The organism is Asaia siamensis, from assembly GCF_014635085.1.
GTDB classification, from domain to species: domain Bacteria; phylum Pseudomonadota; class Alphaproteobacteria; order Acetobacterales; family Acetobacteraceae; genus Asaia; species Asaia siamensis.
In genome coordinates, this window is record NZ_BMCH01000003.1 from 407,891 (window position 1) to 421,741 (window position 13,851).

Consider the following 13,851-nt stretch of genomic DNA (forward strand, 5'->3'; position numbering starts at 1 on the left):
AGCAGCGACCGCACAAACCTCTGCATATCGTCCGTTGATGTCACTGAAGCTTCACCCAATTCGTTCAGGGACGCGTCTATTGCGAGGGGTCACACAACCTCTTCAGCAGACCAGGTGTCATCATGCTTCTCCCACGGCGCCGTTTTATTCGTTCAGCCGCGCTTGCCGGCCTCGCAACTGGCACGCTCGGCTTCAACAAAAGCGCCCTGGCTCTGGTGCCCCAGCGCCCCGCCCTGCTGCCTCATGACGACTTCACCTTCCTGTTTCTGACCGACACCCACATCCAGCCGGAACTCAACGCGTCAAAAGGCTGCCTCGACTGCTTCAACCAGGCGCGCACCCATAAGGCAGATTTTACCCTGCAGGGTGGCGATCATGTTTTCGATGCGCTCGGCGTGCCGAAATCACGCGCGATGAGCCTGATGGATCTGTACAAGCAGACAGCCGATACGCTGGGTCATCAGGTCTATAACACCATGGGCAATCATGATTGCCTTGGCATCTATACGAAGAGCGGTATCGAGCCCTCAGATCCGCTTTATGGCAAGAAATACTATATCGATAATTTCGGCTCGCCCTATTATTCCTTCGACCATAAAGGCGTGCATTTCATCGTGCTCGACTCAATCGGCATCACGCCCGATCGCGCCTATGAGGGCTATATCGACCCGACCCAGCTTGCCTGGCTGAGCCATGATCTGGCGTCCATACCTGTGGGCACGCCGGTCATCGTCTCGACCCATATTCCGCTCGTCACCGCAGTCGAGGAATACGCACCCCCGCCGAACAAGCCACCCGCTCATCTCGGTACACGCATAAAGAACGCCTATCAGGTGCTGGATCTTTTCGACCATTACAATGTGATCGGTGTCTTCCAGGGTCATACCCATGTGTACGAGACCGTCACCTGGCATGGTGTGCCCTATATCACTGGCGGCGCCGTATCGGGCAACTGGTGGCACGGCACGCGGCTTGGCACGCCAGAGGGCTATCTGAGCGTACGTGTCGAAAAAGGCCGCGTCCTGCCTGAATATATCCCCTATGGCTTCAGGACGATCGACCCGAAAAACACCTGATCCGGGGAGCAGGCGCGCCGGATCTCTGGACGACAGGGTAGCTGCGCGTTAAGGCCGATCCATGCGGCTTTTGCTCTCCCCCTCCCCGGTGACCATCGCAGCGCCACGCGCGTATTTCCACCATGACGGGCGCATCCGCTGATGCGCATCGAGGAATTGCCCTGGCGCTCGCCCGATGCCTTTATCGCGCATTATGGCGACGAGCCCTGGTCGGTGCTGCTCGATAGTGGCGGCCCGATCAATGAGCGCGCGAGATGGACGTTTTTCTGCTCTCGCCCCTCGGCAACCCTGACCGGTGATACGGTCAGCGACTGGGCGCGCCTGCCTGAGCTTCTGCCCCCGAAAAGCGCCGAGCATACGCTGCCATTCAGCGGAGGCCTGATCGGTCTGGCCAGCTATGAAGCCGGTCTTGCGTTCGAGGGGATTGCCTCGCGCCATGCACCGTTTATCCCCGGTCTGAGCGTGGCCCGCTATGATGGCGCCTATGTCTTCGACCGGCAGGAGAAGCGGCTTTTCTGGAGCAGCTATTGCGACGCCCCTCAGCCGCTTGCCTTGCCGCAATGCTCTGCCCCTTCTGCCATACTCCCCACTCTGGATTTCATTCCCGATTTCGACCGCCGGGATTTCTGCGCAGCTTTGCGCGCCATCGTCTCGCGTATCAATAACGGTGAGCTGTTTCAGGCCAATCTGACGACGCAGTTTCGTGCCAGCATCGCACCGGCTCTCGCAGCCAGTGCTGTCTATCGCCGTATGCGCCACGCCTCACCTTCTCCCTTTGGGGCCTTTTTCAATACGCCGGCTTTCGCCCTGCTCAGCGCCTCGGTCGAGCGATTTATCAGCATGGATGCTCAGGGGCGTATCGAGACGCGCCCGATCAAGGGCACAGCCCCCCTCGGCGCCACGCCTGCCGAAAATGCGCTGATCGCCAAAGCTCTGCGAGCGGATGAAAAGGAATATGCCGAAAACCTGATGATCACCGATCTCATGCGCAACGATATCGGTCGCGTCGCGCAGCTCGGATCGGTGAACGTACCGGCGCTTTGCACAGTCGAGCGCTTCACCCATGTGCATCATCTTGTCTCTGCCGTAACCGGATTGCTCGAAAACGGGCTCACAGCGCTCGATCTGCTGCGCGCCACTCTGCCGCCCGGCTCGGTGACCGGGGCGCCCAAACATCAGGCATTGAAAGTGATCGATGCGACCGAGCGAAGCGCCCGTGGCGCCTATTGCGGATCGCTGTTTCGCATTGGCGCCGATGGCGCCCTCGATAGCAGCGTGATCATCCGCAGCCTCGTGCTCAAACCCGGCAGCCTGACATTGGGGGCCGGGTGCGGCATCACTACGCTTTCGGACCCTGAGCGCGAATATGACGAGCTGTGCCTCAAGGCCGCTCCCCTGCTGGGCCTCTTTAAGCCATGAGATCTGTGTGGCTCAATGACCGATTGGCCCCATCGAAAAATGCCCCTCTCGATTATACCGATCGAGGATTTCTGCTGGGCGATGGCGTATTCGAAACCATGCGGCTGCATGACGGCGTTCTTGTCCGGCTGGACGCGCATCTCAGACGCCTGGCCGAGGGCGCCGCGCTGCTTCAGATCCCGCTCCCGGAGGGAGACCGGCTGCATCATGCGCTTAAGAGCCTTATCAAGGCCAACGGACATGCGTCCGGCTCGCTGAGGCTGACACTTACCCGCGGCGTGGGGCCGCGCGGCCTTCTGCCGCCACCCTCACCTCATCCGACTGTGCTCATCACCCAGGCCCTGCCCATGGCGGCCCCTGGCCCCTGCCGCCTGCATGTCAGCCGCTACCGGCGCGATGGCGCGTCGCCCCTGAGCCGGATAAAACATCTGAATTATCTGCCGCAAATCCTGTCGCGTCTCGAAGCCGACCAGGCAGGCTTTGACGATGCCCTGCTTCTCTCCGCTGACGGCGTGCATATTGCAGAGGCCAGCGCCTCTACCCTGATCGTGCTGAGTGGCGGAAACCTGCAGACGCCGCGGCTGGAAGATGGCGCTCTGGCTGGCACGGCGCGTGCGACACTTATCGCGGCAGGGATTTGCTCAGAGGCGCGCCTCAATCTGGATACATTGCGCCAGGCAGACGCCGCCTGGCTGATCAACAGCCTTTCCCTGAGAGAGGTTAGCGCCATCGGAGCAGATCAACTCAGGCAGGAGGCACGCTGGACAGCGCGTCTGAGAGACGCCCTGTTTCCCCGGACAACCGACAAAGCCCCCAACGGAATGTCATCTTGAAACACGTCTCGCCTGCCCGACGACGCACGAAGAGAACCGCGCTGGTCGGCTGAAGAAGCGTATGGATTTTATCAGAGCCCCGACGGGACTGCCTCGCGCAACAACCGCACCGGCTTTTGGCCTCTACCGAGGACAGTCCATCGCAAGCCTTACGTGGCGTCAGGGGAATCCGAAGCGCTCATAAGTGACTCCCCCCGTGAGACAGCTTGCGTGCCCCCCCCCCTTGACCAGACTGAACCACGCTATCCTTTGACTGTCAGGACAGGCTTCATCTCGGCCACACCTTACGCCATCCCGGAATTCTGCACAGTGTGAAAAGCTGGCAAAACGGGTTTGTAGGAAGCAGGAGCCTCCTCCATGAGATCCTTCTCCAGTTCACGCCTGATATCCTCCCGCAATCCCACCGGATTGACCCTTGAGACCACTCTCAGACGGTTTGCTGGATCGGCGCCTCTCATCCTGCCCCGGGACAAGAGCCGCCCGGCGCCATGGGGTGCGGAATTCAGGGCCTGTGCGAGACTGCCCCCTTTCATGATGAACGAACTGGTGCCCATGCTTCCTGGCACAATCACCGGATGACCTCCCCAGAAGCTGTTGGTTTCTCCTGCAGGCGAGGCCCCTTTTCTATGCAGATAGTCACCTGCGTTCTCAAAAAGCATATTATGGGAGAGATCATAGACCAGATGGCTTTCGAATTCCCGGCCCATCACCTCCCTGACTGCCTTCAAGGCCATGTGCTGCATGCACAGGCGGTTGATGACACCGAAATTGCTCGCGAGACCCAGAACATTGAGATAGGCGCGGGAGTGTTCGGCATGCCTGCCCCGAAGCGGAAGTGGGTAGAAATTATGAATGGGCCTTGCCAGACTGGATGGATAGATCCGGCGCGCAAGATCCATGTAGTGATCTCCGACCATCCCACCCGCAAAAAGCGATCCTGAATGGATCATGATGCCGATCGTTCCGGGCTTTATGCCCCATTGATAAGCGGTTCGCGCATCCATAATCGTCGAAACCTCCTGAAATTCGACGAAATGATTTCCACCACCGATAGAGCCCAGCGCACTGTCTCTCGTCTCGCCTCCGGCACCCCGGATGAAATCGTCAAACATCCAAGTGTCATACGTGTCCCAGGAACCCCCATTATGAGTCCGCTCGACTTCCTGCTCGAGGATATCGGGAGTGAGCCCTGCCAGCAGGCCTTTGAGCGGGCGCTTCGTATCAAGACCCAGAAGGCCATGACGCATGACGGCCTCTCGCTGATGCTCGTCAAAGACGATATCTCTGCCACCTTCGAAAAAGACATGCCGCAGCGTGTCGTCAAGTTCCCGGCCAAGTGCCCGGAAGCTTTCGGCAGGGATATCGGTCGCCACAAAACGCATTGCGCAATTGATGTCGCGACCAATGGCTTTGGGGATGATAAAGCCGCGCGCATCAATTACCGTTCCGACGGGTATGCCTGAGCCCTTATGGAAGTCTGGCGTCAGCACGACACGCTCTACCGAGCTCTCATGCTGAAGGAAACCGTCCTGCTTCAGAAGCTCGACAGTGTCATGAATGAGGCTGATACCAGCCGTTTCGCGCAGAGATGCCCTGTCTACAGGGACATCCCGATTGGCGAACAGGGTAATATCGAGACCGCTAGTGGTGGATACACGTATCCTGTTCTCATCGAGACGATGAGTTTCAACGTATTTGTTCATTTTTATCTCTTCACAAAACCGGGTAGCAGCCGCGGTAATGCGAGATAAGTGGCGCCGCTTTAGGACCTCGTCCGGATACTGTCAACGCCCGGCTGTACGTGCGACGCTCTAGAAAACCGTTGAGACGCCAGGACAGCGGCGCTTGTTTGACGGGGCAACTGTCAGGCAGGAACCCCAGTCAGAGCACGGGTCCAATCATCGCCAGGGTGTTGTGCCAGAGGCGACGAGACCACGGCCAGGCGCGAACCGCCTCGAGCGTGATTTCGTCGGAGACATCAGTGTAACTATGCTGCCGCGCCCGGATTTCGGCAGTGAAATCGCGGTCGCTGAACAGGATATTGTTTTCGAAGTTGAGGTCGAAGCTGCGCCGGTCGAGATTGGCAGAGCCGATCATGCCCATGCGCCCATCGAGCGTAAGTGCTTTCGTGTGAAGGAGGCCAAGCGGGTATTCGAAGATACGCACGCCAGCTTCCAGCAATTCCTCATAATAGCTGCGGCTCGCGCCCGCTACGATCCATGAATCATTGCGCGTGGGTACGGTCATCGTCACACGCACGCCGCGTCGGGCTGCCGCACAAAGCGCTGCCTGAATAGGCTCATCCGGCACATAATAGGGCGTGGTGATTGTCAGCTCTTCTGCCGAGGCATTCATGAGCGAAGTAAATACCTCAGGCATCGCAGCATAACGCAAGGCCGCGCTGGTCCCGATGACCTGCGCCACGAAGCCCTCGCGATCTTCAATGACCGGAGCGGATGCGAGAAGCGCACCGAGATCCTCATCGGTGTGTGCCATCCAGTCAGTCGCGAAAAGATGCTGGTTCTGCAGCACCACAGGCCCTTCGAAACGCGTCATGAGATCAACCCAGGGCGCAAAGCGCGCCTTGACGCGAAATTCCGGGTCGGCGCAGTTCTGACTGCCGCAATAGGTCAGGCGATTATCGATCACCACGATCTTGCGGTGATTACGCATATCCATGCGCCCATGAAGAGGCCAGGTGAGAATATTGCCCATAGGCATGGCCCGTACCAGATGGGCACCCGCCTCCTGCATTTTCTTCCATGACGGGTGAGCGATCAGGCGGCGCGAGCCAAGATCGTCAGCCATTACGCGGCAGGTCACGCCACGCGAGGCTGCCCGGCAGATGGCATCGATTATTTTTGTGCCGTTATGATCCGTCAGCCAGATGTAGAAGCAGATATGCACATGGTCCTGCGCCGCATCGATATCGCGCACCATGGAATCGATGGCTGTATTGGAATCGGGCAGAAGACGCGCCCGGTTGCCTGCCTCAGGCGGATAGCCGCTGGCAGACTGGCCGACACGAAACAAGGGCGCCAGACGCGGCGGCAGATGGTATTTACCCTCGGCATCAATCAGGTCTTCGCTGCTCTTGCCCGGCACATGCAGGGTTTTACGGGCTTCCGTGATGCGCGACACAAGGCGACGGCCCATATTGGTCTCGCCCAGCATGAGGTAGGCGAGCGTTCCCAGCACAGGCAAGGCTGCGATGATGGCCACCCAGGCCACACGGGAAGCCGGTTGCCGATGGGGGCGCAACAAAGCGCGCCCGATGAACACCACCTGAACGGCGAAGCTCAGCAAGGCGCCAGTCAGACGCCAGCCGGTCATTTCCATGAAAGCAGACCCTTATCCCAGCGTCTTGCGTCGCAGGACGGTTTATTGCGCTACGAGCTTTTCGGTTTTTTCGGGCAGAAGCCTGAAGCGCAGGCGCATTACCGAGGCCCCTACATGGGCACCGGAGATGTTCATCTTGAGATCAAGCTTCACGCCATACTGGTTTTCAAGCACAGCTGCACCGACACCCGAGCCGATGGCGGCATCTGCCTTGACGGTCCAGTAGGTGCCATCGAACTGATCGAGACGTGCCAGATCCTTGACGGTGCCCGTGCCCTTGACCGTGATGTAGCCAAGAGAAGCGATACCGCCCCCACCGATCTCGAAGGGAATATCCCTGCCGTTATGATGCAGGACGCCCTTGCCCCATTCATACCCCAGCCCGCCACCGACTTCCTTAAGCGTGAAGCTGATCGTCGATTGCGTGGCAGGTGTCGCCGCAGGGGCAGCAGAAGACGCTGACGTGCCCGGTACAGGCGGCTTGGCGGCCATGCCAGAGGCCGGGTTTGTCGCAGCCGAAGCCGTCAGGGGGACGAGGCAAAGGGACAGGGACGCGGCAAAAGCCGCAAAAGAACGTGGGAACATGACCTTCGCCTCCTTCTTGTTCGATCAGGCTTGCTGTTCAGACGTCACAGCGCTGCATGAGTTGCCTGTGCCTCACCTTACGCCTGAAACAGCCCCCTGCAAATCGGCCACTTCATCGCATCTCGCTGATCACACGGGCATGCTGCGGGCAAATGAAAAGACATTTTATGAAACAGAAGGGGAAACGCTGATCACGGTTTCGAGTTGTTAAACCCGACCCTTGCTCATGGAACAGACCGAACGTGACGAGAACCCGACCGATCGCTTCGGCCCTGCGCCATGGCCGATTTACGCTGCTTCTTCCTGCCTTGCTTCTTGGCGGGTGTCAGGCAGACCACATCTCCTTTCTCGATCCGGCCGGGCCGGTCGCGGCACTTCAGAAACACTGGTTCCTTCTGCTGTCAGGCGGGTTGCTTCTGGTGATCCTGCCCGTGCTGATCGGTGTTCCGCTTTGCCTCTGGCATTACCGCGCCTCCAATCGCAGGGCACGGTTTCTGCCGGACTGGGATTTCGCCCTGCCGCTCGAATTTCTGGTCTGGGGCTTTCCGGCAGTCGTCGTCATTGCCTTCTCGCTCCTGGTCTGGGGGCCCGAGCGACGCTTCAGCCCCGAGCGCGCCATTGGTGATGCTCCGCCGCTACAAGTCGAGGTTGTGGCCCTGAACTGGAAATGGCTTTTCATCTACCCCGAAGCGCATGTGGCAAGCCTCGATCACCTCGTGCTGCCGCAAGGGCGGGAGGTCGAATTCCATCTAACCTCGGACGGCACGATGCAGTCCTTCCTGATCCCCTCACTCGGCAGCCAGATCTACGCCATGGCGGGCATGGTGACGCATCTCCATCTTCAGGCGGACCGGACAGGTCGCCTGCTCGGCGAGAACACGCAGTTCAACGGCATGGGATTTCAGGATCAGAAATTCCCCGTCGATATCGTTTCGCCCGATCAGTTTGCGCAGTGGCTGGCAAAGGCCGGCTCGAGCCCCCTGCAGCTCGACACACAAAGCTATGACATCCTGCGAAGACAGGAAACCGGTCGCAAATCGGCTCAGACGCTTCTGCACGACGCCAAGGCCTCGGATGCGATTTTCTCTTCGGTTCCAGAGCGTTTCTTCCAGGGCATCGTGATGCATTACGACGCCTCGATGCTCCCTCATTCCGGCTGATCGAGCCTAACCCTGCTGTCGCCATTGCGACACCCAAAAGACCGGAGATCAGCCTTTGCGTCACTTCCTGCTCGGCTCGCTTGGCTATGATGCCCTGCCCTTCTACAGCCTCATCGCCACCTTTGCTGCCTCGATCGTGGTTCTGGGCGCCCTGGCCGTGCTGGTATTCGTCACCTGGCTGAAAGGATGGCGCGCGCTCTGGTCGGACTGGCTGACAAGCGTGGACCACAAGAAAATCGGCATCATGTATGTTGTGGTGTCTTTCGTGATGCTGGCCCGCGCTGTGGTCGAGGCGGTTGTCATGCGGTCGCAGCAGGCCGTGGCGTATCAGAACCCCGGCTTCATTCCGCCCGAACATTTTGCCCAGCTCTTCACGACCCACGGCACGATCATGATTTTCTTCATGGCCATGCCGTTCCTGATCGGCATCTATAATTTCGTTCTGCCGCTCCAGATTGGTGCCCGTGACGTCTCCTTTCCGGTCATGAACTCGATCAGCCTCGGTCTGACCAGCGCGGGTGCCGTGCTGCTGATGATCTCGCTTTGCATCGGCAAGTTCTCGACAGGGGGCTGGACCGGATATCCGCCCTATACGGAGTTGTCATTCAGCCCCGGCGTGGGGGTGGATTACTGGATATGGGCGCTGACATTGAGCTCGGTCGGCAACACCATGACCGGCATCAATTTTGCCGTGACAATCTACAAGAAGCGCGCGCCGGGCATGACGCTTTTCCGTATGCCCCTTTTCGCCTGGACCGCCCTGTGCATCTCGATCCTGATGATTTTTGCCATGCCGCCTCTGACCGTGGCGACGCTGATGCTGGCCATGGATCGCTATCTGGATATGCATTTCTTCACCAACGAACTTGGTGGGAACATGATGAATTACATCAACATGTTCTGGCTCTTCGGACATCCTGAAGTCTACATCCTTATATTGCCTGCTTTTGGCGTCTATTCAGAAACCATCGCCACTTTTTCGAATAAACGACTTTATGGCTACACCTCGCTCGTCTGGGCGACTGTTTCGATCGCAGTCCTGTCCTTTACGGTCTGGCTGCACCATTTCTTCACCATGGGGCAGGACGGCAATGTGAATGCCGTCTTCGGCATTGCCACCATGCTGATTGCCATCCCTACCGGCGTGAAAGTCTATGACTGGCTGCTGACCATGGCGCGCGGGCGTATCAGGGTCAGCGTGCCCATGCTCTATGCCTGCGCGTTCATGATGCTGTTTGTCGTGGGGGGGGCCACCGGGGTCATGCTGGCCAATCCCGGCTTCGATTATCAGGTGCATAATACGCTTTTCCTGGTTGCGCATTTTCACAACATGCTCATCCCCGGCCTGCTTTTCGGCATGCTCAGCGCCTATCACTACTGGTTTCCCAAGGCTTTCGGGTTTCGCCTGCATGAAGGCTGGGGGCGTATCGTTTTCGGTTGCTGGGTGGGCGGCTTCATTCTGGCTTTCATGCCGCTCTATATCGTTGGCGCGCTGGGCATGCCGCGACGCAGCCAGGAGTTTTTCGAAGCCGTTTATCGCCCCTATCTCTGGGTCGCCCTCTGCGGCGCGTTTCTGGTGCTCGGCGCTCTGGTCAGCATGGTCATTCAGCTCTGGACCAGCATCAAAAACCGCAAGGCCCTTGCCGTGCCCGTGGGCGACCCCTGGAACGGACGCACTCTGGAGTGGTCGATTGCAGCCCCGCCGCCAGAGTATAATTTTGCCCTGATCCCAAAAATCGACTGTGTCGATGCTTTTCATGAAGCGAAAAAACATCGCGATGCCTGGCGGGCTCCGGAACATTATTTCGATATCGAGCTGCCCTCGAACACACCGGTTGGCTTTGTCTGCTGCGTGGCAGGTGGTGTGTTCGGCTTTGCCCTGACCTGGCATATCTGGTGGGCGGTCATTCTGGGTGCCGCCGTGTTTTTCGGCGCGATCATCCTGCGCAGCTTCAATCGCAATACGACCTATATCGTCCCGGCCTCCGAGATCAGGGAGAATGAAGAGCGCTGGCTGCTCACGCTGCGCGAGACCGCTTTCATCGACAACGATGCCATGTTCACGACCGCCAATAACGGCCTGGTCAAGGAGCCGATCTGATGGCGCAAACCGTACAGGGCAAGGGGCCAAGTCATATCGGCATCCGTCTGAGCAATGCCGCTCCCGCCTCGCATCAGGAGGAAGCCCGCTCACAGGCCGAAGAGGCACTGTTCGGCTTCTGGGTCTTCCTGATGAGCGATCTCATCATTTTCTCAATGCTGTTCGTCACCTATGCGACGATGGGCCACTCCCTCGCGGGTGGTCCCGGCCCTCATGAACTATTCGATCTTTCTTCCGCCGCATGGGAGACGGTTGCCCTGCTCGCGAGCAGCTTCACCTGCGGGCTGGCTACTCTGGCGATGCGCTATGATCGCTCGGTCAAAAAGACGCTTTTCTGGTTTGCCATTACTTTGCTGCTTGGCCTCGCCTTCCTGTCGCTGGAGCTGCATGATTTCATGACCATGGCGGCGAAAGGGGGTGGTCCCTCCCGATCGGGCTGGCTTTCTGCCAGCTGGGCCCTGATCGGTACGCATGGGCTGCATGTCACGAGCGGCTGTCTCTGGATGCTCATCATGTTTGCGCAGACAGCCCGGTTCGGTCTCGACCCGCTGGTGCAGACACGCTTCATGCGCCTCGCCCTGTTCTGGCATTTTCTCGATATCGTCTGGATTGGGATCTTCTCGATTGTCTATCTGCTTGGAGTGCTGTCATGAGCGATCACCATGAAGCGGAGCGCCGACAGGAACTGCATGGCTACGTGATTGGCCTCATTCTGGCCGTCGTGCTTTCGGCCCTCCCTTTCGGAGGGGTTATGCTCGGGCTGTTGCCGAAGACGTCACTCCTCTGGCTGATCGCCATAGCCGCGTTATGTCAGGTCATCGTTCATTTCCGGTTTTTCCTGCATATCGATCTGTCACGCTCGCATCGCGACGATCTGCAGCTGATCCTGTTTTCGCTCCTGATCGTGGCCCTCATGGTGGGAGGAACGCTCTGGGTGCTGAGTAATCAGAGGCACATGATGGGGTAATGTTCCGGCCTCATTCTGCAGCCCTTTACAGGCAATCGCCGGAAGTACTGCCGTGATGGTTATCGTAGCGACAATGACCGTGGTCTACCGCTTGCCGTCATGGGGTTGAAAACGAGGCGAGATGCACAAGCCGCTCGAGGCCGCTGTACGGACCGCCTCTGTGCCGAGACCGGAAATTCGTCTGATTGTTCAGAGCTGAGCGATCTCCCACGCAGAAAATTGCCGCAATTCTGAACAAAAACGCATCGCCCTAGAATTTGAAACGCTGACCTTCCTTGCCTGTGTCAGGCAGATAAGGGCCGCCAGCGCGTATTGTGACGCTAAGTACGGCAGGCTCCTCATCCTTGCGGTCGCCAAGCGATATTGCGGCCTCACCTGTCGTCCAACGATGTTCCGACGTCTCCAGAGGCGCCCAGCCCTCGATATCGAGGGCGCGGAGATGATCTTCAAGGCGTCTGGTTTCTGTCGCGGAATATGGCGTGACATCCCCGACAAGAACCCCAAGCTTACGCCGATCGTCACGGCAGGGCCCCTCAATATCAACGGGTCTGGCCACACGGGACGCAATGCGTACCTCACGCACGTCGGGCGGGATCAGGAACATGGCATTTTTCCCCTGTTTCCGCGCACAGGGAATACGCAGCCCCCCCTCTGTCACAAGATGAAGGCCCGGATCATGCTCCAGCACCATATCGCGACGGATGATCGCTCCATCGCCAATTCTCGCAGCGATCGCCTCGTAGATCGGCGCGACGAACTCCCGATCCGTGCGCAAGGGAGCGGCGGCATCCTGCGCCCAGGCACGATAATAGACCTTGATATCGGCAAGTCCTGAAAGAGCCGGATTTTCACCATCAAGCAGCGTTTCAGACAACACGCCATTGGCACGGATGATCCCATGCTCTGCCGTGCCGATATGATAATACTCGTAAGAGTCGAAGCTGCGATCATAGGCAATGCTCACTCCGTTGACGAGCATGCGTATCGGTACAAAGGCTTCCTCGAAGAAGAAGCAATGCTCGGCAGTTACCAGCAGATCCTGATAGGGCTGCCCCGGTCCGAACGCGCCAGCGGCGATACGCACCGGATAGCCTGCCTCATCATCGGGCAGATGGCGGCGAACCGTAACCCGGTCTCTGACCAAGTGAATGACCGGCTCAGATCCGGGCATTCCGTGACGATAGACAGTCATCAGATCGCCTTTGATGAAATCCTCAATTGCCTTCTCGCCAGCCTCGGTCTCAATCAGTGAACCGGCGAGGAAACACGTGATAACCGTCCCGCCCGCTATTGTGAGACTGCCTCCGGATACAACCACCGGATCCTTAAGCGTCGAGCCGCTCGAGGCGTAAATCAGGACGCCACTGGCAACTTCGGCACCATACATTGTCGCCCCACTGGCAACGTAGATCGTATCGTTTGTGAAGCCAGAATTGTAATAGATGTCGTTGATTGACGTCGCCCCGGCGCTGATCGTCGCAACGAGCGAATTATAGGAATTTCCAACGCTCGCTCCGCCCGAAGACATATAGAGATACCCGTTGGTGATGACCGAACTCAGCAAGGTACCGCCAGACATGACAGAAACGACCGGATATCCTCCCTGGTTGGATCCGCTGCCCCCTGAGGCGGTTGCGCCGCTCATCACGATCAGGGTTCCCCCGCTCATACGTACCGGGCCCTGGCTGACAACATTACCGCTTACATAAACGGTCACCCCTCCGGAATTAATCGCTGACCAAGTGCCTCTGAGAACAGAGACATTACTCGTAGGTGTCGTCGTCAACGGTCTGGGCGTACCGTAATCAGCGAGGATAGTAGCAGAGCCACCTGCCGTAATAGACAAGCTGCTCAGCACGGCATCGGAGCTGACAAGCACAGATGCGCCCGATGTTACTTCGAGACCATTAACGGTCGCTCCCGAACTCACATACACATTCACGCCATTGGAGATATGCGCGTTACTCGCCACCGAGCCTGAAGAAAATCTGACCGGGCTGTGATCATAAGGCGTCACCCAGGAATAGGTCTCATCGAGGGAGGTAGAACCCGAATAGTAATTTGTCTCGGTCGATATCCCGCTGACATTACTCGTGACACCACCATTTGACACACGCAGGTAGCCGTTATCGACGGTTGAATCGATCAATGAGCCGCCAGACACGACGACGGTTGGGTAACCACCCGACGCTACGGCTGAAAGGCCTGATACCGTCGCACCGCTCGCGACCGTAAGCGTCCATCCCCCGGTGAACAAGACAGCGCCGCTGATAGTGACGCCGTTGCTGACATAAACGGTTTGACCACTGACGTTACTGGCCATCCAGTTACCGCTAATCTGCGTCGCCATTGCCCGTCTCTCCGTTATTTT

The 13,851-nt window shown here is 58.4% G+C and carries 11 protein-coding genes; 7 read left to right on the top strand and 4 right to left on the bottom strand.

Going from position 1 to position 13,851, the window contains the following annotated elements:
- Positions 1–122: 122 nt before the first annotated feature.
- The 3 genes from IEV53_RS07705 to IEV53_RS07715 all read left to right on the top strand — a co-directional run bounded on the left by IEV53_RS07705 (position 123) and on the right by IEV53_RS07715 (position 3,328).
- The gene (locus tag IEV53_RS07705; protein ID WP_188426182.1) at positions 123–1,076 is read left to right on the top strand and encodes a metallophosphoesterase family protein; all 954 of its coding nucleotides are present in this window, start codon (positions 123–125) and stop codon (positions 1,074–1,076) included.
- A gap of 141 nt (positions 1,077–1,217) precedes the next feature.
- A complete protein-coding gene (locus tag IEV53_RS07710) occupies positions 1,218–2,495 on the top strand; it encodes an anthranilate synthase component I family protein (protein ID WP_188426183.1) in 1,278 nt (425 codons plus the stop codon).
- Positions 2,492–3,328 carry an aminotransferase class IV gene (locus IEV53_RS07715; protein ID WP_188426184.1) on the top strand — a complete coding sequence of 279 codons (837 nt, stop codon included), beginning with the start codon at positions 2,492–2,494 and terminating at the stop codon, positions 3,326–3,328. Before IEV53_RS07710 ends, IEV53_RS07715 begins: the two co-directional genes overlap by 4 nt.
- Before the next feature lie 284 nt (positions 3,329–3,612).
- On the opposite strand, the gene IEV53_RS07720 is transcribed toward IEV53_RS07715, so the two are convergent.
- From IEV53_RS07720 to IEV53_RS07730, 3 genes are all read right to left on the bottom strand, one after another.
- Positions 3,613–5,031: an RtcB family protein gene (locus IEV53_RS07720; protein WP_188426185.1), complete on the bottom strand. Its 1,419-nt coding sequence runs from the start codon at positions 5,029–5,031 to the stop codon at positions 3,613–3,615.
- Positions 5,032–5,209: 178 nt separating this feature from the next.
- Complete coding sequence (gene cls / locus IEV53_RS07725) at positions 5,210–6,667, bottom strand: cardiolipin synthase (RefSeq protein WP_229719755.1); 1,458 nt, start codon at positions 6,665–6,667, stop codon at positions 5,210–5,212.
- 42 nt (positions 6,668–6,709) lie between these two features.
- On the bottom strand, positions 6,710–7,252 hold the full coding sequence (locus IEV53_RS07730) for a hypothetical protein (RefSeq protein WP_188426186.1): 543 nt from the start codon (positions 7,250–7,252) through the stop codon (positions 6,710–6,712).
- A gap of 242 nt (positions 7,253–7,494) precedes the next feature.
- Here IEV53_RS07730 and IEV53_RS07735 point away from each other — a divergent pair, with 242 nt between their 5' ends.
- From IEV53_RS07735 to cyoD, 4 genes are all read left to right on the top strand, one after another.
- Positions 7,495–8,412, top strand: coding sequence for a ubiquinol oxidase subunit II (locus IEV53_RS07735; RefSeq protein ID WP_188426187.1), 918 nt, complete (start codon positions 7,495–7,497; stop codon positions 8,410–8,412).
- A gap of 67 nt (positions 8,413–8,479) precedes the next feature.
- A complete protein-coding gene (locus tag IEV53_RS07740; RefSeq protein WP_456304108.1) occupies positions 8,480–10,513 on the top strand; it encodes a cbb3-type cytochrome c oxidase subunit I in 2,034 nt (677 codons plus the stop codon).
- Positions 10,513–11,166, top strand: coding sequence for a cytochrome c oxidase subunit 3 (locus tag IEV53_RS07745; RefSeq protein ID WP_188426189.1), 654 nt, complete (start codon positions 10,513–10,515; stop codon positions 11,164–11,166). The genes IEV53_RS07740 and IEV53_RS07745 overlap by 1 nt, the downstream gene beginning before the upstream one ends.
- Positions 11,163–11,480 carry a cytochrome o ubiquinol oxidase subunit IV gene (cyoD, locus tag IEV53_RS07750; RefSeq protein ID WP_188426190.1) on the top strand — a complete coding sequence of 106 codons (318 nt, stop codon included), beginning with the start codon at positions 11,163–11,165 and terminating at the stop codon, positions 11,478–11,480. The genes IEV53_RS07745 and cyoD overlap by 4 nt, the downstream gene beginning before the upstream one ends.
- A gap of 250 nt (positions 11,481–11,730) precedes the next feature.
- On the opposite strand, the gene IEV53_RS07755 is transcribed toward cyoD, so the two are convergent.
- Complete coding sequence (locus IEV53_RS07755; protein ID WP_188426191.1) at positions 11,731–13,830, bottom strand: Hint domain-containing protein; 2,100 nt, start codon at positions 13,828–13,830, stop codon at positions 11,731–11,733.
- Positions 13,831–13,851 lie beyond the last annotated feature (21 nt).